Below are 21,856 nucleotides of genomic sequence, written 5' to 3' on the forward strand. Positions count from 1 at the left end.
GTGCGTCAGGACTATGCCAAAGCAGCTCAGTGGTATGAAAAAGCTGCCAATCAAGGGGTGCCTGATGCTCAAAATAGTATTGGGTTGATGTATTACAAAGGCTTGGGTGTGCGTCAGGACTATGCCAAAGCAGCTCAGTGGTATGAAAAAGCTGCCAATCAAGGGGTGCCTGATGCTCAAAATAGTATTGGGTTGATGTATTACAAAGGCGAAGGCGTGCGTCAAAACAAGGCTACTGCTAAAGAATGGTTTGGTAAAGCTTGTGATAACGGGGATCAGAAAGGTTGTGATGGTTATCGACTATTAAATCAAAGATAGGCTGCTACATATGCGGAGTGCGGTCTATTTGTTGGTCTATTTTGATAGTGACGATCAAAGAACGCACCCACAGTGAGCGTTACGCCTGACAGTCCGACTTCTCCAGTAACCGCCAAACTCAATATTCAGTCACCATACTAAAAAAACCTAGCAGCAACCATCGTGGATAAAATAAAGATCAAACCGCAAACACCAATTGCTCGTATAAAAAATCTTTTATTGTCCAATGCTGCCCCCTTGGCTTTTTATAGTTAATCAAAACAATATACATATTACAGTAATACTAAACCAGTGAGAACACCTGAAAACCTATCATTAGCCTATACCCAAAACATAAAACCTTTAAATGATAATCTATCTATCATTAGACTTTTTTATATTATTAAATGATAGTAATATCTTGTTATTATCAATGAGCACTAATTATTAAGTCTAAATAATAGAGGTGGGTTATGACTGTTCGTATTTATGTGAGAGCCAGCACTAAGGATCAAGACGCTACCAGAGCATTGGCTGATTTGGTGGCTTTCAGTACAAGTTATGATGATAACCATGTTGAGTACGTCGAGCATTTCAGTGGTACAAAGCTCGATAGACCATTATTAGCCAAGCTGCTAAAGGACGCTGAGCAAGGCGATATTCTACTGGTTGAAAGCGTGGATAGATTAAGCCGATTATCTCAAGATGATTTTGCAATTCTAAAGCAGCGTATCAAAGACAAAGGCTTGCGATTGGTGGTGGCTGATCTACCAACGACGCATACAGTTAATAATGGCATGACAGGTGAGATCCTAACAGTGATTAACCATATGCTGATCGACTTATTAGCAACGATGGCAAAGCTTGATAACGACAAGCGTAGAGAGCGTATCAAGCAGGGATTGGCTAACAGTGGCTATAAGCCCTCCGGTAAGAAGCCTAATACAACGAAACACAATCGTATTAGAGAATTAGACAGTCAAGGCAATATGACAAAAGAGGAAATCGCTAAGGCAGTTGGTGTTGGCGTAGCTACTGTTTACCGGGTGTTAAAGCCAGGCTCATAGCTGAGGTATTTTATTTTATTTTTGTTCATAAACAGCTGATATATAAGGCTTTACACGCGAGGCAAGAAGGCTTTATTTGCAGAAATAGGTACTCTATTACTACGTAGCTGTGTTAAGAACGGTGTATTTTCATCATTCAATTTCGTTCAATTATGCCCACTTAAAACGCCCTTCGATCTTTATCTAAAGACATCACAGCGTCATATAAAAATCGATTTAATGCAATGAGGCTTCATTATAATCATTATATTGCATTCATAATCGCTTTTCTGCAAAATGGCTTATCTATAATCGCTTGAGCCCCTCATGATGAATACCCCTACTTCAGACCCTATTGGCGCAGCATGGCTTATCCGTTATGCCAGCATCGAGCTGGTGTCCCCTTTATATGTCAGCAGTAGTATCGGTGGGCGCAGACAAACCTATAAAGACGGTGACGTCATTCATAACGCTTATCAGGAAACCGCGCGTCCACTGGACACTATCATTGCGCACTTACAGTTTCACATGCGTCATGAAGTACTGAATTTAGAGTTACTGGTTCGTCTATTTGAGCAGGTAGGTGCTGATGACGTACAAGCATGGGTAAACGCTGAGCCGACAGGCAGCTATGCCCGTAGAATGGCTTTCTTGTATGAGTGGCTCATGGGTCAGCAGTTAGCAGTACCGAGTAATTTAGGCGGTAACTATGTGGATGCTCTAGATGCTAAGAAGCAGGTTACTTCAAGCCCTGCGCATGTCATAAAGAATGCTCGTTGGCGTATCAATGACAATCTTGCAGGAACCCGTCATTTCTGTCCTCAATTGGTGAAAACAGAGTTGTTTACGCAAGCCGCTGCACTCGATATTGCCACAATGGTTGACAAGCTGAACGATGAATTTGGGCAAGACTTACTGATGCGTGCCTCCGTATGGATGACATTACGAGAGAGTAAAGCCAGTTTTACTATAGAAGGTGAAGGGAAAGAGTTAAAACGTATTGAACGTTTCGCCGATGTGATGGCACGGCGTACCGGCAAGGGCGATATTCCGCTTGATCCTGAGTCGCTAGCAGAGTTGCAACAAGAGATACTTGGTAGCAAAACGGTCATCCAGCAGTATGGCGTCCGTCAATCTCCAGTTTTTGTGTCGCATACTCAGGTCAATGGCTTTAAAGAGATTGTGCACTATATTGCGCCACCTGCTGATGACATTGCTGAAAAGCTCAAAGGGTTACAGGCATTTATGGAAAAGACCGAGGGACAATCGGCACTGATACGTAGTGCGGTTGCTTCCTTTGCTTTTGTGTATATTCATCCGCTAGCGGATGGCAATGGCCGAGTACATCGCTTCCTAATTAACGATGTACTCAGACGCGACCAGATCATTCATGAGCCGATTATCTTACCTATATCGCAAGCCATCGCTGAGCATCCCTCAGACCGTCATGCCTATGATAAAATTTTAGACCGTGTATCCGTGCCACTTATGGAGCAAATCCGTGATCATTACAGCTTTGATAAACAAGCGATTACTTACCCTGATGGTATTCGCTCAAACTTAAATTTTGAAGACAGTCACCTTATTCAACCGGCATGGCGCTTTATGGACCTGACGCCTCATGTTCAGTACTTATCAGGACTGATTGCGCATGTTATTGAAAAAGAGATGCATAACGAGTCACAGTACCTAAGACAACATGACCATGCACGACTGGCGATAAAAGAGATTATTGAGATGCCCAACAGCTATGCCGATAGAATCATTCGTAGCATGCTGCAGAATAAGGGTGCTAAAAGTAATAAGCTATTGAAAGATTATCCGTTTTTGGCAAATGATGAGGTTTGGGACGATATTTTCTCTGTGGTTGTAGAGACATTTAAAGATGAAGCAAATGGTTTGAATAGTTAGAACAAACTCTGCTATACGCAGGAAAGTCTGCCTTAATAATCAAGCTCAAGCTAGTATTTGTGTCATCGTTACGATAATGATTCGTTTATAAAAGATTCGGCTAAAATACTGTCACCTGAAACGTAATCAATATTTTTCTTACTTAAACAGAATATATTAGAGGAACTTTGATAACAGACAATTTTTATTTGACAAGGTTATTACAGATCCTCAAAATAATTTTGAGTATTTGAGTATTTGAGTATTTGAGTATTTGAGTATTTGAGTATTTGAGTATTTGAGTATTTGAGTATTTGAGTATTTGAGTATTTGAGTATTTGAGTATTTGAGTATTTGAGTATTTGAGTATTTATTTAGCTATACAGCTATCAAATGACGCGAGCACTTAGCTGTAGCTTGTATTTCAGAATAACTACGCCCAGATTTCAGAAGGCTAGCGATAATCTTACGCTTCTCGGTATCTTTCCTACGTCCTGAATATTTACTTTCTACCTTAGTACGAGAAATACCTTACATCTGACGGTTACGTCGATCTTCATAGTCCTTTCTAGCAATAGCAGCGAGCATATAAAGCATCATCGAATTGATGGCCTGTAATACGCTGCTCATAAATTCAATGCTGCTATCAGATTGAGGCGTTATATAAGAGGTCGGTAGCTCTTCTGATACTACCGCCAGCTTCTTTTCTAATAGCATTCTTTTGAGAGTATCCCAATCAGCTTGGTTTAAACGTGCTAAGCGGTCAATCTGCTCAACCAAATTATATCGCCTTCATGGGCATCATTTATCAGTTACATTAACTGTGGACGTATTAAAGTTGCGTCTGACTCGTTTTCAACATAGAAGGCGGCAATTTTGTGACCATGATCAGCAGCAAGCTATATGAGCTCACTTTTGGCACGCTTGGCATCTTGATCTTTGATTGGCGCTCTATGCTCTGATAAACATAAACACCTAAAATAGTCTGTTATAAGTAGTTCCATTATTGCAGTCTATTATAAGTAGACTATTAATTGATTAAGAGACCTGTTTTGATAGTGCCCCTGGGGTATACCTTTAAACTGTTATCCCTTCTACCTTTGCTAAGGCGAACCTAATAAAAAGATAACTGTTACCTTTCACTACCTGAAAACATTAAATCTGTCTGTTAGGTTTAACTTATTAGTTGAGAGTTATTTTGCTTTCATAAAAGAATGATAGCAATAAAAAATAAAAAGAGTAAATGGTCTGCGTTAGTACTTAAATTAGCTCAGCTCAATGACTGTATGATCGTTTCCTAGAGTTTTTTAAATATTTCGACCTTAATTATAATAAGGATATTAAAATGAAAACATCAGTACCTACGAAGTCGCTTCAAAATAAATTATGGATAGTATTTTTGGTAAGTTTCTTTGGTCTCAGCGCTTGCAGCAGTGAGACAGAAGAGCCAGCTCCTGATACAGAATCTAGCGAAATGACACCTGTGCAAACAGCAACCGAGGCTGAAGATCAAATCCCAGCTTCCACAGAGGATGTAGAAGGCGCAGGAGGTACAGCGTACTATTCTAGTAATGGCAGTGTAGAAAATGATCAAAAGGCTGATGATACGGTTACTGTCAATGAAAATAACTCGAACTTAGATCAAACACCAGCAGATGGAGTGCAGTAAGTATCAGAAAGCGAACAATCCATTAAATATTAAAGGGTTTCTGTAAGGTTGTGATTAGCTTAAATCGCTCTGACTATATCGGCGGCTGATTTACTTAAGTCAGACAGCTATGTCTAATAGATTAAGATCATCATATCTTTACAACCAGATCACTTCATTACTAAGTATAGTCTCACTCAATATCGTTTACTAACTAAGACTTAGTGACTTAAACAGAAGTTCTATCCAGAGCTTTAACTAGAAAGTAATTACTCAGGGTTCAGCATACTCTCGGAAAAGGTTTAATAATGATATCTTTAATATCAGAAAATCAGCCATTGTTCGCCTTAGGTTTTCTGATTTTTCTGGTTATCTCTGTTCTATTGGTTTTTCAGTACGTGGTTATTCGTTATGGTCAGCAGCTTTTCACTCAAGCAATCCGCTGTTGGGTGAGGACTAAACGGAATCTTGCAAAGAACAAACGTATCATTCTATTCAGAGGTAAGTATCCCAAGCTGGATGTGATAATGTCTCGGCGGTTTAATTTACGGGATTTTTATGGGCTGTCACTGACATTTCTATGGGTAGTGATAGGTTGCATGCTGGTGTTATTCATTGCATTGGCTGAAGCTGTGGCTACGTTGAATTCTATTGTTTCCATCGATTATTTTATATCGTCACAGATGAGCTTACTACGTGATTCCGACGTTGTTGTTTTTTTAGTCCTGATAACCAGCTTTGCGTCTACCCCTATTGCCGTTTTGGTGGTTTTGTTTGTTGCTGTGAATTGCTGGGTAAAGCAGCAACGCTATATAATAGTAGGGTTATTGATTGCTACTTTAGGCAGCACTGCATTTACTTCTTTGTTGAAATATTTATTTCAGCGTGAAAGGCCTGCTAATAGCTTATTAGTTGCGCAAACTTATTCGTTTCCAAGTGGTCATGCGACGACCGCTATGGCGTTATATGGATTTATCGCTTACCTACTGATTCGATTCAACCAAAATTTCGCTCAAAAAATTCGTATATTTACAATAGCGATTCTTTTTATCATCTTGATCGGATTGAGCAGAGTTGTATTGAACCAGCATTATCTAAGCGATGTACTGGGTGGTTATCTAGTAGGTGCATTTTGGTTGACACTTGGCATCAGTATTACAGAGTGGCTAAGCGTAGAAAGTAAAATCATATGGAAAGTCGAGTGGTCAACTTCTCATGCATACATGATATGGCTGAGCGGATTAGGTGTGTTTATTAGCACGTTGATTTACGCAAAAATCTATCAACTTCCAATGTTATCTTAGCCATCAAAGTAAGCCACTACGAAGTATCGACACCAATAGCACACCGCTAAAGGATCAAGTCCTAACTAAACTGACTAAAAAAGCCCGTGATCATAGTCACGGGCTTTTTATATTTCCAGGGTATGATTATTGAAGATAGAATAATCAATATTTATTTTGGTTACGCCACTCATCTACATCCCGTTCAGCATCTTCTTTTGAATGACCATAACGCTCTTGGATACGGCCAACCAATTTGTCACGGTCACCTTCGATATGGGTTAGATCGTCATCTGTTAAATCTGCCCACTTCTTTTTATCGTTTGTCATTAAGTTATATAAATAGATGAAGGCACTTACTATTTAATATCGCAAACATACAATCAATTTAGTGAACACCAGTTTATCAAATGAAAGCTGCTTTTGGGGCTTAGATAATTCTAAATGTCCTTATACTGAAGGTATCACCATTTTATGTTCAAGATTACACTTCTATGTACACTGAGCTGCTATAAATAACTATAGCCACTGATACCAATAGCTTGCAGCCAAATATTAAAGTCCTCACTAGGGAACCGAACCAGTGACAACACCTGACTGGTTCCCTTGAGGTATAGCTTTTGAAACCATTTTTCTTTATATTGTCACTTAGACAGGCTGGGCATTTGAACCACCACCCGGATATAAATGTAGCTATGAATAAAACAACTTTTAAAATATCGAAGATGGACTGCCCTTCGGAGGAAAACCTAATCCGAATGAAATTAGAGGGCCACTCGAATATTGAACATCTTGAGTTCGACATTCCTAACCGTCAATTAACTGTGTTTCATCATGACAATATAGAAGGGATAGAGACTGCTATTCATGACCTAAAATTAGGAGACACCCTACTCTCGACCGAAACCATTGACCCCTCTGATCCCAACAATAATTTTAAAATTGATGCTGACTCTAGTCACAAAAAAGATGCTGAGCAAAGAAAGCTACTATGGATAGTGCTGGTCATTAACTTTGCTTTCTTTATTATTGAAATGAGCACGGGACTGATTTCTCGTTCGATGGGGTTGGTCGCCGACAGCTTAGATATGTTAGCAGATAGCTTCGTGTACGGAATTAGCTTATTTGCGGTCGGTGGAACGGTCATTAAGAAAAAACGGATTGCTAGAATTGCCGGATATTTTCAAATTACGCTAGCGATTCTTGGTTTTTTAGAAGTACTAAGACGTTTCTTTGGCAATGAGCAGTTACCTGACTTTTCTACCATGATAGTCATATCGATTCTTGCGCTAATTGCAAACTCGATTTGCCTCTATTTACTACAAAAATCGAAAAGCAAAGAAGAAGAAGCCCATATGCAAGCCAGTATGATTTTCACTTCAAACGATGTGATTATCAATTTAGGGGTAATTGTTGCAGGGATTTTGGTTAATTGGTTACACTCTAGTACGCCTGATTTGATTATTGGTAGCATCGTATTTGCTTTAGTTATTCAGGGCGCCTTTAGAATATTGAAGTTGAGTAAGTAGCCAAGCCTAATAACTGAAGCAAATAGCTCAAGTAAGTAGCTTAATTAAACCGCTAAGTGTAAAGTAACTGGGTTTGAAGCAAATAAACATCATAAGGATATGAGACCTCAAGCAATGATTGAACAAACTTTAAATCTAGTCACCACCAAAGACCATCAGCAAGTTGCCGTTTGGCGAATAATAGATGATGAAGTCTTTGATAAGAATCTGGTGGTGGTCAACTAATTTAGGACACTAATAAAATTCAAACCTACATCGCCATTACTTATAACCCTGAGTCGAGAACGGATAATAATTATAAGCGTTGGGGCAACTTTTATGACCGCCAAGATCTGTTAGTAGGTGACGAGTTATGGCAGCTTGGAGCCCATCCTGGATTTTGTGTAACTTCTATTTGCTAATAGGGTATAAGAAGTTACACAAAGTTTAGGAAAGTCCCCTCTTTTAAGGCTTTTTGCTCAACATCGAGCCTACACTCTGGTTTAAGTTCAACCATTCAGCTGTATCATTACATCTATATCCGATTATTTTTATGATTGCCTGATAATCTTCATCAAGCTTTCTACTAAATACTGGCTCATGGTGAGCTATACGATTTCTTAATTTTCGAATCCTCTCGAGATCATTATACATCTCACCTCTTAACGCTTTTACCGTAATATTGGTATTAGCATTAGGAAAAACAGTTCTAAAATACGGAAGCCACAACTGATCATCATGACGACTGGTAAACATTTTTTGCCAAAATACAAAGTTTAGCTCAGGTATGACCTTATTGACATCAGATGACTTGGTGCTTGCTTGCTGTAGGTTTATTCTTGCAGGATTAGGCAAAGTATTTATAAAACCGTTATTCCAAGGCCACTGGTTACCATGTAGCTTAAACAACACCTCTGAAACCGCATTTCTAATAGTCACCTCACAAATATGTAGGCAAGGTAAAAAAGCGCCTGATACATTTGCATTCCATAGATACAATTCTAAAGCGCTATCTAGGTCAGAAACTTCTTTTTCGTAAGTAGATAGTCTGGGTGAAGATAGCGTACTTTTTACCCTTTCACCGTTAACAGTTGAATTCATACCTACAAAGCCTTATAATTAAATTGTGAGCTAGGGGTATCGTAGGTTAACACCTCCCCCCTAGACAGATGCGAAAACCCTGCCCTTGTGCAGGGTTTTCTTTTTTTTAACTTTATCAAATATTATTTTTCAACATTGATTTGTCGTCATTATTCTTGTTCCGAATGCAGCATATTCAGAAAAGTGCTTCTCAATAGCAATTAATGCTAAACCTTCCCACCCACACCTTTAAACTTCTCTACAAAAGCCGATATTTTCTGAAAGACGATTTGTTTTTTAGTTAAGTACTGAGGATTAAGAGGGCTTAGCTTAGGTAGGACCTCATTTAGCTCAGTACCATTCTCACTGGCGTATTCACGCTTTAAAGATGCCGTTATATAACGCTTCGCTGCCTCTTCATTAAGATTTTCAGCAACAATCATATCTTGGGCTTCGCGCTGCTGCTCTGTTTGAGCAAAGTTAAAGAAGGCCTCAATGATGCTGGATTTATCAGGGATGTTATCTAGGTTGGTTTTATTGATGAAATCTACTACCAGGCTTTCTTTAGCGCGATTACCAAGGCTTGCTCGAATCACTCGGCGCACCTCTTCAACCAAGGCGGACTTGTCCTTGGTATTCTTGTTATGCTCAAAAATCAGCTCAAGGATGTAATCAAGGTTAATCTCTTGAGACTTAAGAAGATCCACCTCAAAAACCACGTCATCCCAGTCAAGCGAGGACTCGCTTTGATCCTTGGCGGCTTTTTCACGGCGTAGCCAATCACGTATATCGTTATAGGTTGAGCGGTAATCTTGTACCGTACGTTCAGCAGGCACTTTAATGGCTTGCATAGCGGCTAAGTCATCGTCGTTTAGGTAATGCTCATCCTTAAACGTCTCAACAGCGTCAGCATCGGTCACATCCAAGTCTTGCAGTGCTTTTAGGCTTGCAAACTCATCATAGTTTTGTAAGATGTTCTCGACACGTAGGTACTCACCAAATAACTTAGCAAAGTCCTTTTTGTCCGCCTCTTTGACGATCTCATCAGGGTTAGGGAAACGTTGCTGCAGCTCTTTAATCACCTCCAAATAGCCTCGTCGCGCCTTGCCTGTCGCAATATCAGTAAAGCCTTCTAGATATTCCCTATAGCTTTTTTCTAACACGACGTTCTTAGTGTTTCTATCCCCAAATAAGGTGATGGCATCAATGGTCGCTTGCTCTAAGTCACGAAACGTCACGATATTGCCAAAGGTCTTAGTGGCATCATAAATGCGGTTAGTCCTTGAGAACGCTTGCATCAAACCGTGATAGCGAAGGTTTTTGTCAACATAGAGCGTATTTAAGGTCGGCGCATCAAAACCTGTGAGGAACATACCGACAACAATCAGCAAATCCACATCCTGCTTAATAACGCGTCCTGCAAGATCACGGTAGTAGTTTTGAAAAGACTTACTGTCTACGCCGTAATTGGTCTTAAACATCTCGTTGTAATCATTAATAGCACGGCTTAAAAACTCTTTGGCACTGCTATTCATGGCGGTAGGCTCAAAGCCTTCGTCAGCAATATCACCAATTGCATCTTGTTCTTCATTGGCAGCATAGGAAAAGATGGTGGCAATCTTTAAGGGCCTCTCGCTGTCCTTTTGTAGCTGATTCAAGGTCTCATAGTAAGCCTTTGCTGCGTCCACACTACTGACGGCAAACATGGCATTAAAGCCTTTACCACTTCCTTTTAAGCGATGGGTTTTTTGCCTAAAGCTTTTTAAAACGTACTTTGAGATCTCTTCAATACGATCGGGGTGTAATAACAGCTGCTTGTTTTCAGCAGCTGTGAGTTTCTTCTCATCCTGTTCGCTCTCAATGGCTTGAAACTGCGGGCGTACATCATTGTAGTCCACCTTAAACTTCAAGACCTTCTCATCACGAATGGCATCAGTGATGACGTATGAATGCAGCTCATGGCCAAAGACACTGGCAGTCGTCTCTGCACCCAAGGCATTCTCGGGGAAGATAGGGGTGCCTGTAAAACCAAACTGGTAGTACTTTTTAAACTTCTTTTTTAAGTTCTTTTGTGCTTCACCAAACTGGCTACGGTGTGCCTCATCAAAGATAAACACCACTTGTTTATGATAAATGGGTAAATCAGCCTCACCCTTGATCAGGTTATTTAGCTTTTGAATGGTGGTGACAACAATTTTATTATCGTCTTTTTCAAGGTTACGCTTGAGTCCTGCGGTACTGTCTGATCCATTGACGCTATCAGGGGAGAAGCGCTGGTACTCTTTCATGGTTTGATAATCAAGATCCTTACGATCCACCACAAAAAACACCTTATCAATAAAAGGCAGCGACGTTGCTAAGCGCGCAGCTTTAAAGCTGGTTAAGGTTTTACCTGAGCCTGTGGTATGCCAAATATAGCCGCCACTCTCGAGAGTGCTCCACTTTTTGGATTGATAGGCACTGTTTATTTTCCATAAGATGCGCTCAGTAGCAGCGATCTGATACGGACGCATCACTAATGAGGTATTACTCACATCAAAGACGGTGTAATGCATCAGCACGTTTAATAGGGTATTTTTTTGAAAGAAGGTTGCGGTAAAATCTTTTAAATCTTTGATTAAGGTATTGTCTGATCGTGCCCAGTTCATGGTGAAATCAAAGCTGTTTTTATTGCGTTTGGTGGTATTGGCAAAGTAGCGGGTATCGGTGCCGTTTGAGATCACAAACAGCTGTAGGTATTTATATAAGGAGTTATCGGAGTTAAAGCTCTCTTTGCTATAACGATGTACTTGGTTAAAGGCTTCACGAATGGCGATACCACGCTTTTTAAGCTCAATTTGCACCAAGGGCAAGCCATTGACCAAAATAGTCACATCGTAGCGATTGGCTTGTGTGCCTTTTTGAGCAAACTGTTTAATGACCTGTACTTTGTTACGTGGGATGTTTTTTTTGTCCAGCAGGGCAATGTTCTTCAGGTGGCCATCATCAAAGGTAAAATCATAGATATGGTCATCATGAATCTTTCGAGCTTTGTCCGTAATGTTATCGCTAGGATTATCCAGATACTCCATGACAAAGCGCTGCCACTCAGCATCTGTAAACTGCACCTCATTTAAGATCTGCAGCTGTACACGTACGTTAGCGAGCATCGTTTCAGGTGAATTTAAACCAGGGACAAACTCATATCCCTGGTTTTGTAAGTCTTTGAGTAGTTCACGCTCTAGATCGTCTTCAGTCTGATACCCCCCATCAGGCTGATCGCACTTGGTATATTTATTTAAAACGATAAAATTATTCGATTCAGCAATGGTTTTTGTTTGGTCAGTCATGAGTTACTACCTCAGGCTTAGGGAAGCTTAACAGCAGGTCACGGTAATATTCATATTGCTGCTGACGTAGCTCTATTTCACGCGGAAGGCCTTCAGTTAGTGAAGCAGTGATAGCTTCGAATTTGTCGAGAATGGCAGCAATGCGCTTTTGTTCATCAAGAGAAGGTACGGAAACCTTTAACCCAGCTAGTTTACCTACAGCTAAACCTGGCTGTGCCGATTTAGAGGCATATTGATTAAGGTTCATTAGTGTTAGCTTATGAAAGGCCCAATCAATATTGATACCATCTTTAGCAGTGACGACTACAGCATGTTCTGTAGCATAAAACTCACCACTCATGCGATGAACGTTACCGCATAGAGCACCTTGACGACCAATAAGTAGATATGAACCATCATGGCTTTTTTCATCTACAAAACCACGAATACCATTTCCTCCGAAACATGGATAAATATGGCTTGTACTTTTATTTGCCGAAATTTTACTTGCAGAAATATGCTGCCCTGCTTTCATAATGACAATATCTTTCAAAGTCTTGATTTCGGTCTTATCATCATTAAACGACGTTAACAGCTGCTCACGATAGTACGCATACTGCTGCTGACGTGCTGTAAGTTCTGCTGTAAGTTGTGCTGTAAGTTCGGTAAATGTGTCTAAAATTCGGACGATTTCGGCTTGGACGTTAAGGGGTGGAAGAGGAATTTTAATATCCCTTATCATAGGCTTAGTAAGTTGAGGGATTCCATTTTTTGGAACATTGTATGCATTTTCAATTGACTTCATGTAGTAGTAAACATACTTCACATTTAATTCAATTTTAGGTGTTAAAACAATCAACCTAACTATTGGGAAAAATGGTTTATCTTGAAAGCTAGTCCAACCTATTGTTCCTCTAGCAGATACAGTTATACTCGGCTTGATCACCTTAGCCTTGTCTGTCCAACCATATAAAGATCTTTCACCTATTCCATTAGATAAAATAGGTATATTAAACTGTTCTGTCTTTATATTTGATAACGAATCTTTAGGAACATCACCGCCAGCTAAAATATCAAAAACCTCTTCTAAAACTTTCCATTCAACCTCAACCCCATCAAGTAGCTTTTCCATATAACTTAAGTGACTCATGCCTCAATCTCCGCAACGATTTTATCGATATCAGCACGCAGCTTATCAATCTTAGCAACTGTCGTTTTAAGTTCGCTATTTAAAGTTTTAATATCAATAACCTCACGCGTATCTTCTGCCTCTACGTACGCACTTACCGATAAGTTATAGTCATTTTTAGCAATAGCGCTGTTATCAATATTGGCAGACAAATAATCCGTATCTTCTTTAGTATCAAACAACGTCATGATCTGCTCAATATGCGCATCGGTTAACACATTGGTATTGGTCTCTGACTTAAACAGCTTACTGGCATCAATAAACTGCGTCTTACCCTCTGTTTTGTGCTTGGATAGCACTAAGATATTAACCGAGATGCTGGTTCCAAAGAATAAATTAGGCGCTAGCGAAATCACGGATTCTACATAGTTATTATCTACCAAATACTGACGGATCTTTTGTTCAGCACCGCCGCGATAGAATATCCCAGGGAAGCAAACAATAGCGGCGCGGCCCTTACTCGATAAGTAATTTAATGCATGAAGCACAAAAGCAAAGTCCGCCTTTGATTTAGGTGCCAATACGCCTGCTGGCGCAAAACGCTCATCATTAATTAAGGTCGGATCATCACTACCAATCCACTTCACTGAATACGGCGGATTCGAGACAATCGCATCAAAGGGTTTATCCTCCCCAAAATGCGGATCTAGCAGCGTATTACCAAGCTTGATATTAAATTTGTCGTAGTTCACGTTATGTAAAAACATATTCATACGTGCAAGGTTATAGGTGGTGTGGTTAATCTCTTGACCAAAAAACCCCTCGTCAATGATGTGATTATCAAAGTGCTTTTTAGCTTGCAGCAATAAAGAGCCCGAGCCTGCAGCTGGATCGTAGATTTTATTAACCGTCTCTTGTTTATGCATCGCAATTTGAGCAATCAGTTTGGACACGCTTTGAGGTGTAAAGAACTCACCGCCTGATTTACCCGCATTGGCCGCATAGTTTGAGATCAGATACTCATAAGCATCGCCAAATAGATCAATCTCACTGTCCTCAAACTGATGCAGTTTAAGGCCCGCCACTCCTTTAAGCACCGCAGCTAATCGAGTGTTCTTATCCGCAACAGTATTACCTAATCGGTTACTGGTGGTATCAAAATCAGCAAACAAACCCTTAATATCAGGCTCAGACGGGTAGCCATTGGCCGAGCTTTCAATCTCTTTAAAAATAGCCGCCAAATCCGTGTTTAAGTTCTCGTTTCTATGCGCATTGGCAGCCACGTTAGCAAACAGCTGACTTGGGTATATAAAATAACCCTTGGTCTTAATCGCATCGTCTTTAATATCAGCAGTAATTACCTCATCAGGAAGAGCGGCATAATTAACGCTCTCATCCCCCGCCTCAATATAATTGGCAAAGTTCTCACTGATAAAGCGGTAGAACAAAGTCCCCAACACATACTGTTTAAAATCCCACCCATCGACTGAACCACGAACCTCGTTTGCAATTTGCCAAATTTGTCGATGCAGTTCCGCACGTTGTTGGGTACTTGTCATGATGAAAATCCTATAGGAATAATGATGGGGCTAGAAGCCCCTTATGTTTTGTGTAACTTAAATCGTTATTGAGTACGCTTTGATTAAGAGCAATATACCTTAGCACTGCTAACCGTTTTTGGTTCTATTATATGGTGCTGATATAGGAAACAGTGCTTGTTTTGCCATGGGCATTTTCTTTACAGCTTGCTTCTGCGTCTGTCTTAAGAAAACAAGCATCTGATGATACTAGTAAGGTGCACAGCGTTCGACGATATGTATAATTTTTTGAGTTTTTTATACATATCCTTTTTATAGGTATAGAAAAACGAATTTTTTATACCTATCGCTCAACCAATTTTTCCTCAATCATTTCAGTCAACAACTCAGTCACCGTTTTTCGACTTTCAAGCGCGTACCGTTTGAGCGCAATGTGCTTATCTTCATCTAAATTAAAATTCACACGTACCGTCTTTTTGGGACTGTCCGTCACATCCGATAAAGCCAATTGATCCTTAACGTTCTTACTAGGACGACCTGCTGATAAACTCATGACTTACTCCTCACCAAAAAATATTTGAATCTCACTGACCAATGCGGTTATCTCTTGTAACGCATTGCTACTAGGCGATTCGGTATCAAATACTGTCTTACCAAGGGCGGCACTATTAGGATAAGCAACTCGCTGCATCACTCTGGTCTCTAATACCGGAAGATTATAATCAAGCAGCGCGGTTGCAACCTCTTTACCAATATTGGTATTTTGAATGGCGCGTGAGACGACAAAGGCTGCCTTTAGTTGGCCATCCATCATTTCAATACGCTGCTGCACTAAATCAACCAAATCGCTAGTCGCCCAGATATCATAGGGACTCGGCTGCACCGGAATCAATATAAAATCAGCCGCTTTTATAGCAGAAATAGCCAGACTAGTAGCTTGCGGAGATCCATCGATCACCACATAATCTTTATCAGAGACGCTTTTTAAATCTTTATCAAGTGTTGGTCTGTCGAGCCCGATCACTGGTACCGGATTGTCTTCATCAACCGCTCTCCAGTCACGCGCACTGCCCTGCTGATCGCTATCTACTAGCAGAACACTATGGCCTTTTAACTGTAAGCCACGAGCCAGATGCGTTGCGATGGTAGTCTTGCCGCTGCCACCTTTTTGATTTAATACCGCGATTACCTTCATAAATACAGATCCCTGTAGCATGCATTGAATATATAAGTATATAAGTATATAAGTATATAAGTATATAAGTATATAAGTATATAAGTATATAAGTATATAAGTATATAAGTATAACTAAAAACGTACGTCACATCACTATTAATAGCAATACTTCATAGTAAAAATAGCATCGCCTTTTCTAACTAGCGTATATCCATCATGATAGACGTCCTGTATCAAAGACAGCATAATAAACTGCCTATTACTAGGCAAATTGCGCTATTGGATACCAATTTGAGCTACTAAAAGGAATACTTTAGCCGCTCATATTCGTTATAATCCGTTCACCAATCAAAAACTACTAATCGTTAATGAGGAAACCACTATGGTGAAGTGTCACTTATCGACCATCATGGGCGAAAGACGCCTTAAAATTGCCGATGTCGCAAGAGATACTGGTATCAATCGTGGCACCATTACTCGCATGTATCATGAAGAAGCCACCCGAGTTGATCTAGATGTCATCGAGTCTTTATGCACGTATCTTAGAATCAATGTTGGTGATTTATATGAAATTATAAATGAGGACAGCAGTGAAACGCCTGAGTGAATACCCTCGCTCATAAGACATTATCACCTTTAGACGCATAAAAAGACCTTTAGAAGGTCATTTTCTCTTGCAATAGATTAAAATATAGGTATAATTTGACCTGTAGTAGGTCATTTTATCCATTATTTACATACAATAATCTATAGGAGAATATCTATGAACACTAATTTATCGCGGCTCAACAGCTGCACATGGTTTAGTGAACAGACTAAAGCTTTAGCCTCTCAGCTGTTATTCAGCTTACAAATACAGCAGGGCGTACAACTGGCATCATTACTTGGTGTTGACTCTATCCTTTATAATGATGAAGCGATTTATGTCTGGGTGCAACGACAGCTAGATGACGGTCTTATGATTGATGATTATACGTTAAGCACCCTTGAAACCGCCTTTATAGAGTTGGTCACAGCTCATACTGACCAAGCAGCATAATCGTTTTAGATTAAAAAGGCCTCTCTTATGACCGATAGAGCTTGATATTTATTGCCTTAATAGCCAGTTGTCACCATCTGGCTATTTTTTATTAGCCGATACCATATTTATTGTCACGCTTTTAACGATGATAATTTTGGTGACTGCCCTGATCAGAATAATCTGTCTCACCCAAAGAAAAATCTAGTGGACTCCTATCGGTCGTGCTCACAAATTTCTCTGGTTGGCTCTGTTCCGTAGCATCAACTTTCATTTCCCCTTCCTCATGAATAGCTTTTTGACTCTTCTCTTTTTGTTGAATCTCAAATGAATCCTCTTCATCGCCTAAACCTATATCACCGCCTAAACTTTCAATCATGCTTTTGAATAAAAACTTATCAGATTTTCTCGTTAAAAAATCTGGAAAATGAATCGCAAAATACTCTCGAATCATCTGCTCACTCTCACCATCAGTTGCCAATACCTGACCTAAAAATGCCCCCATTAGAATCTTCTGCTTGTTTAATCGTTTATCCAGCTTCACCTGCTGAACCTTAGCTTGGCGTTTTAACTCTTCTAACCGTTGTCGCTCTTTTAGCTCATTAGAGTCTTGACTATCAAAAATAGACACAGGCGCTTTATTATTAGATACTGACATCAGATTTATCCTTATCAATTAAATTTTACTCAGCATAGCAAGCACCTTACTATCGTTCAATCACTTGTGGTAAGCTTTAACACAATTACATCCGAAACCTTAGATAGCTTAGTTTATTATTTAATGGTGGCGTCTCCCTGACTAAGGGCGAAGTAACGACTCAAAATTCAATCTATCCACTTCGTTACTATTCTTAATTTTGAATCCTTCTTCGTTGGGGAAACCCCAAACCCCGCACACCACAAAAAACCGTGGTGTGCAAAAAGCAAAAATAGCAGGTGACTCTTTATGACGATGGTACACATTGCAACAAAGGCGATTTCTCGAAAAGCAGGACAGTCGGCAGTGGCGTCGGCGGCCTATCGTGCTGGCGATGTGCTTGATGATGCCAAATATGGCAAGACCCATGACTATAGTAAAAAGTCTGGTGTGATGAGTAGCGATATCGTTTTACCATTTTCATTAAAGGCGCTGGGTGTGAGTGTGGATCGGGAGACGCTTTGGAATACCGCTGAAGCGGCAGAGACACGTTCGGACAGTCGGGTGGCACGTGAGTGGCTGATTAATTTGCCGTATGAGTTAGACGAGTATGATCGGCATCAGCTGGCCATAAACTTTGCCCAAAAGCTTTGCGACGATATGGATGTGATTGCGGATGTGTGTATCCATCGTCCGGTGATGAAATTGCCTTTTGATCCTAATGTACCGCCAAGCTCTAAGTATTTGCGTGAGGGTGAGGAAAACCCTGATCCTCGTAATTTTCACGCGCATATTTTAGTCACTACTCGAGCGCCTACCATTGGACCCAATAAAACCTTGGCATTTGATCCAAAGCTTAAGACCCCGTTTGAATGGTCCAATAAAAAACGTAAGGCGCATGATCTGCCGTCATCGATGCAGGAGATTAAGCGTATTCGGGAGATGTGGGTAGATACCGCCAATAAGGTATTGGCCGAATACCATCTACCGCTGATGGATGCACGCAGTTATAAGGATCAGGGGCTTGATCAACAGCCCACCATTAAAATGGGCGTGGAGGCGACGGCCATGGAGCGCCGAGGCATCACGACCGAAAAAGGTAATACCAACCGCGCCATCAAAGCACGCAACAAATTGGTGGCTGACAACCATATCAAACAGGAAGCAGACAATGAGCGACGAATTAGCGCACTTAGAAAAGGACTTGCTTGGGCAACTGAGAAAAACGCAAGACTACCTGGACGCATTGGAGGCACAAAACGACGAGCTGACTTTGCAAAACAACTCTCTAGAAGCTCAGAACCTCACATTACGTACTGCACAGAACAAAATAATAGAACAGCAATTCGAGTTGACGACACAAAACGATGCGTTGAAGACGCAAAATCAGGCATTGCTTGGGCAGCTAAACGATGCGAAAACCTACCAAAGTGGATTAATGGCACAGACGAAAGAAGCCAAAAAGCAAAATACAGAGTTGAGCACTCAAAACAATGGGTTACTGCAAACACAAAAAGAGCTACAGACAGCGAATCAATCGCTCAGGACATCCATCAAGGTATTGCAGAGCGAGCAAAAGCAGCCCCCAGCCCCTTCGATGACGCAGCACGACGAGCAAGAGCTGCTCGACTTGATCGACAGCAAGGACAAATTGATCGAGACACTCGAGAAAACCGTCACAAAGATGAGAGAATCTTTGAGTATGCTGAACGTATGAAGCTGCACTTAGCCATGCGTTTAATTCAACGCCATCACAATTCAATGGCAATCAGCTGGGCACAAGGAGAAACGATAGAGGATGCCCCTGATAAATTTGATAAGCGTCAAGTTGCGATACTTAGCGAGTTTGCAAAGCGCCTTGGTATTGAAGATAAAGATAAAGCGCTAGGGTTTAGAGATCACTTACAGCAAGTGGGCAAACGTTTTGATTACACGCTAGTTGAAAATAACAAATCCATTATCAAGCTTTTGCGTGATCCTAAAGCTGAACGAGAGCAGTATCTGGCACTTATTAAGCATTTTGAGGACTTTAGGGACGATATTGATCAAAAGCGTGCGACATTTAATACTAGTATCATTGACAAGCTAGGCGGTAGCGCAGGAGAGGTTGGCAGAATGACTCGGGACACCATGTCATCGTTCAGCTATATAGAAGAATTAATGGATTACATCAATCAGGATAACTACCCAGCTGAGGCAAGGGAGGTTGCTAAAGAACATTTAGCAGATATCTTGGATAAAACCTGTCAGCAATTCAAACTTGCGTTGCGTGATGTTAATTCCTTACCAACAACCCAGCGTAAAACCTACTCAGAGGCTCTTAAAGCCACTTTAGAGACGTTTACTGAGCGATATGGTAAAGAGTTGTCTGAAAGCCAACACAAAGCGATACAGAGCGGTTTAGAGTCCTATCAGCATCAAGTGAGTAGAACTAATACACCCAGTCGAGGATTTAGTCCTTAATCTAATCCTCAAAAGAACCGTTACTGAGAAATAAGTTACTTAGGCAAGCTACGCGGTTTAAGTGATGATTTTTCACTTATCCACAAAAAAGTTTATCACCCGTTTCTTTAAGGGGTTTATTTAATCCTGTTTACTCCTGTTTACTCCTGTTTAAGAGCCTTTTTTCACCTTTAAAATCAATACCTTACAAGAAAGAAAAAGAGTAAATGAGCAGAAAACAGAGTAAATGAGCAGAAAACAGAGTAAATGAGCAGAAAACAGAGTAAATGAGCAGAAAACAGAGATAAATAAAAAACACTCTTTTTATAACTCTATTTTATGATAAGATCTTGTTAAATGTAACTATGGGCGCAGAGTTGAAATGGAAAATAACTTAGTTGTTCAGTCAAATGATTTAATCCTAGCAACGTACACAATGCAAAAGACGGATAAAGAGCTCATGCTTGCTTGTATCAGTCAAATTGACAGTAGGCCTGATGCACCAAATGTCACGCAAGACACAGAATATAAAGTAACAGTTGATGATATTAAATCATTGTTTTTTGGTAAGAAGTCTAAGAACGAACAGAATGTTTATCGTGACATAGAGAACGCAAGCAAACGTTTATATGACGTCGATATTGTTATGAGCTTGCCCGAGAATAAAACGCTTCAAACAAGGCTTGTTAGTAGTATTGTTTATGATCCAGATAACGGAGAAGTCGTATTATCATTCGCAAATAAAATACTGCCATATTTGACGCAACTTAAAGCTAATTTCACTAAATACAAGCTATTAGAAATAGGTGAGTTATCGAGTATTCATTCAATAAAAATGTATGAATTGGTGGTAATGTGGGTTAATCAATACCAGTACAGCAAAGAGTTTACGATAGAAGAGTTTAAACACGTAATGTGTGTTAAAGATAAGTATAAGCAATTTAGTGAGTTGCGAAGATATGTTATTGAAACAGCTATCAACGATATAAATGAAAATACGAATTATAAAGTCAGTGTAGAGTATCAAAAAAAAGCAAGAGGGAAGGGCTATAAAGGCTTAAAGCTCAAATTTCACAAAAAGTTATTAGATAAAATTGCTGGTAAAGACGGTAAATTGTCAGAAGATAAGATCAAATCAATTGTTGATAATGTGCAGTTTATGAACGACTATAACGATCACCCAGGTTTAAGCTATGACGGTAAAATGAGTACTGATATTTTTAAGCGTGAAATGATTAACCTCATACAGCGGGAACCTGAAAGCTTTAACAAGCCAAACAAAGCGCTTGAGAGCTACTTACCAAAAGTCAGTCAAGGTAGGTAATTACTATGTTTACTACCAATTATGATATATGGCTTACTTAAGAGTCAAAGGCCAATGCTTTTGCAGTGTTTGAAATCTATGGCCTGAGGTTATACGCATTATCTCTGCCAGGCGTGCCATAAAGATTGAAAGGAGACAATATGAACAAGGTTAGTTATCACATAGATAAGTTGCCGCCATTAACGGCTAAGCAGCAAGCGGACTTAGAGTACTTAGCAACGCTTAGCGATGACGACATTGATCTATCGGACATTCCAGAAATCACCGACTGGTCAGGCGCGATCCGTGGCAGTATCAAACCACAAACGCTTACTACAGAAGCCAGTGTTATCAGCCCAAGCATTCTTGCTAAGTTTAAGGACAGAGCCAAGCAGACAGGCGGTAACTATCAGGACATGATCAATGATGCCCTAGAAGAATACCTAACTGATCATTAAGTCTTAGCCAACAAGTTATAACCTCAAGACGACTTGGGGTTTTTTTACACCTTGTATTGTAGTATGTTGTATATTGTATTATACTATATACAAC

20 protein-coding genes and 1 pseudogene are annotated in these 21,856 nt (G+C 40.1%); 12 read left to right on the forward strand and 9 right to left on the reverse strand.

The features are described 5' to 3' along the window. The 3 genes from QL919_RS11640 to QL919_RS11650 form a co-directional block, all read left to right on the forward strand. A partial coding sequence (locus QL919_RS11640; RefSeq protein WP_290189687.1) for a tetratricopeptide repeat protein occupies positions 1–318 on the forward strand: 318 nt, incomplete at its 5' end. 452 nt (positions 319–770) lie between these two features. Beyond that, a complete protein-coding gene (locus QL919_RS11645; protein ID WP_011959997.1) occupies positions 771–1,364 on the forward strand; it encodes a recombinase family protein in 594 nt (197 codons plus the stop codon). A gap of 306 nt (positions 1,365–1,670) precedes the next feature. After that, the gene (locus tag QL919_RS11650) at positions 1,671–3,254 is read left to right on the forward strand and encodes a Fic family protein (RefSeq protein WP_082787299.1); all 1,584 of its coding nucleotides are present in this window, start codon (positions 1,671–1,673) and stop codon (positions 3,252–3,254) included. Positions 3,255–3,611: 357 nt separating this feature from the next. Here QL919_RS11650 and QL919_RS14165 read toward each other — a convergent pair. Then, positions 3,612–4,202: pseudogene (locus QL919_RS14165) on the reverse strand (recombinase family protein). Positions 4,203–4,578: 376 nt separating this feature from the next. Between QL919_RS14165 and QL919_RS11660 the strand changes: the two are divergent. Together QL919_RS11660 and QL919_RS11665 are read left to right on the forward strand one after the other, a co-directional pair. Further along, positions 4,579–4,902, forward strand: a complete 324-nt coding sequence (locus QL919_RS11660; RefSeq protein WP_207992395.1) for a hypothetical protein — start codon at positions 4,579–4,581, stop codon at positions 4,900–4,902. A 287-nt stretch (positions 4,903–5,189) separates the two neighbouring features. After that, entirely contained in the window at positions 5,190–6,185 is a 996-nt protein-coding gene (locus QL919_RS11665; RefSeq protein ID WP_207992394.1) for a phosphatase PAP2 family protein, read from the forward strand. A 144-nt stretch (positions 6,186–6,329) separates the two neighbouring features. On the opposite strand, the gene QL919_RS11670 is transcribed toward QL919_RS11665, so the two are convergent. Further along, positions 6,330–6,494 carry a CsbD family protein gene (locus tag QL919_RS11670; protein WP_207992393.1) on the reverse strand — a complete coding sequence of 55 codons (165 nt, stop codon included), beginning with the start codon at positions 6,492–6,494 and terminating at the stop codon, positions 6,330–6,332. Between the two features lie 365 nt (positions 6,495–6,859). On the opposite strand from QL919_RS11670, the gene QL919_RS11675 reads away from it, so the two are divergent. Together QL919_RS11675 and QL919_RS11680 are read left to right on the forward strand one after the other, a co-directional pair. Next, the gene (locus QL919_RS11675; protein WP_025644116.1) at positions 6,860–7,693 is read left to right on the forward strand and encodes a cation transporter; all 834 of its coding nucleotides are present in this window, start codon (positions 6,860–6,862) and stop codon (positions 7,691–7,693) included. Between the two features lie 99 nt (positions 7,694–7,792). After that, positions 7,793–7,918: a hypothetical protein gene (locus QL919_RS11680; protein ID WP_256713876.1), complete on the forward strand. Its 126-nt coding sequence runs from the start codon at positions 7,793–7,795 to the stop codon at positions 7,916–7,918. A 219-nt stretch (positions 7,919–8,137) separates the two neighbouring features. On the opposite strand, the gene QL919_RS11685 is transcribed toward QL919_RS11680, so the two are convergent. From QL919_RS11685 to parA, 6 genes are all read right to left on the reverse strand, one after another. After that, positions 8,138–8,773, reverse strand: a complete 636-nt coding sequence (locus QL919_RS11685; RefSeq protein WP_290189688.1) for an Abi family protein — start codon at positions 8,771–8,773, stop codon at positions 8,138–8,140. Between the two features lie 206 nt (positions 8,774–8,979). Next, positions 8,980–12,081 (reverse strand): type I restriction endonuclease subunit R, encoded by a 3,102-nt coding sequence (locus tag QL919_RS11690; protein ID WP_290189689.1) that lies wholly within the window; start codon positions 12,079–12,081, stop codon positions 8,980–8,982. Continuing rightward, positions 12,074–13,210, reverse strand: coding sequence for a restriction endonuclease subunit S (locus QL919_RS11695; protein ID WP_290189690.1), 1,137 nt, complete (start codon positions 13,208–13,210; stop codon positions 12,074–12,076). Before QL919_RS11695 ends, QL919_RS11690 begins: the two co-directional genes overlap by 8 nt. Beyond that, positions 13,207–14,748, reverse strand: a complete 1,542-nt coding sequence (locus tag QL919_RS11700; RefSeq protein WP_290189691.1) for a type I restriction-modification system subunit M — start codon at positions 14,746–14,748, stop codon at positions 13,207–13,209. The genes QL919_RS11695 and QL919_RS11700 overlap by 4 nt, the downstream gene beginning before the upstream one ends. A gap of 322 nt (positions 14,749–15,070) precedes the next feature. After that, positions 15,071–15,280 carry a plasmid partition protein ParG gene (locus tag QL919_RS11705; protein WP_025652656.1) on the reverse strand — a complete coding sequence of 70 codons (210 nt, stop codon included), beginning with the start codon at positions 15,278–15,280 and terminating at the stop codon, positions 15,071–15,073. Positions 15,281–15,283: 3 nt separating this feature from the next. Further along, positions 15,284–15,922: a ParA family partition ATPase gene (parA, locus tag QL919_RS11710; RefSeq protein WP_068039576.1), complete on the reverse strand. Its 639-nt coding sequence runs from the start codon at positions 15,920–15,922 to the stop codon at positions 15,284–15,286. A gap of 364 nt (positions 15,923–16,286) precedes the next feature. Between parA and QL919_RS11715 the strand changes: the two genes are divergently transcribed. Further along, positions 16,287–16,511, forward strand: a complete 225-nt coding sequence (locus QL919_RS11715) for a helix-turn-helix transcriptional regulator (RefSeq protein WP_058368516.1) — start codon at positions 16,287–16,289, stop codon at positions 16,509–16,511. Positions 16,512–16,667: 156 nt separating this feature from the next. Further along, a complete protein-coding gene (locus tag QL919_RS11720; protein WP_068039580.1) occupies positions 16,668–16,943 on the forward strand; it encodes a hypothetical protein in 276 nt (91 codons plus the stop codon). 121 nt (positions 16,944–17,064) lie between these two features. Here QL919_RS11720 and QL919_RS11725 read toward each other — a convergent pair whose 3' ends face one another. Continuing rightward, on the reverse strand, positions 17,065–17,580 hold the full coding sequence (locus QL919_RS11725) for a hypothetical protein (protein ID WP_068039583.1): 516 nt from the start codon (positions 17,578–17,580) through the stop codon (positions 17,065–17,067). 288 nt (positions 17,581–17,868) lie between these two features. Here QL919_RS11725 and QL919_RS11730 point away from each other — a divergent pair, with 288 nt between their 5' ends. From QL919_RS11730 to QL919_RS11740, 3 genes are all read left to right on the forward strand, one after another. Next, positions 17,869–20,022 (forward strand): MobA/MobL family protein, encoded by a 2,154-nt coding sequence (locus QL919_RS11730; protein ID WP_290189692.1) that lies wholly within the window; start codon positions 17,869–17,871, stop codon positions 20,020–20,022. A gap of 361 nt (positions 20,023–20,383) precedes the next feature. After that, a complete protein-coding gene (locus tag QL919_RS11735) occupies positions 20,384–21,325 on the forward strand; it encodes a replication initiation protein (protein WP_025643902.1) in 942 nt (313 codons plus the stop codon). 140 nt (positions 21,326–21,465) lie between these two features. Further along, positions 21,466–21,762 (forward strand): hypothetical protein, encoded by a 297-nt coding sequence (locus QL919_RS11740; protein WP_025643904.1) that lies wholly within the window; start codon positions 21,466–21,468, stop codon positions 21,760–21,762. The last annotated feature ends 94 nt before the right edge of the window (positions 21,763–21,856 follow it).

The sequence above is a fragment of the Psychrobacter sp. APC 3426 genome (assembly GCF_030408035.1).
In the GTDB taxonomy this organism is placed as follows: Bacteria; Pseudomonadota; Gammaproteobacteria; order Pseudomonadales; family Moraxellaceae; genus Psychrobacter.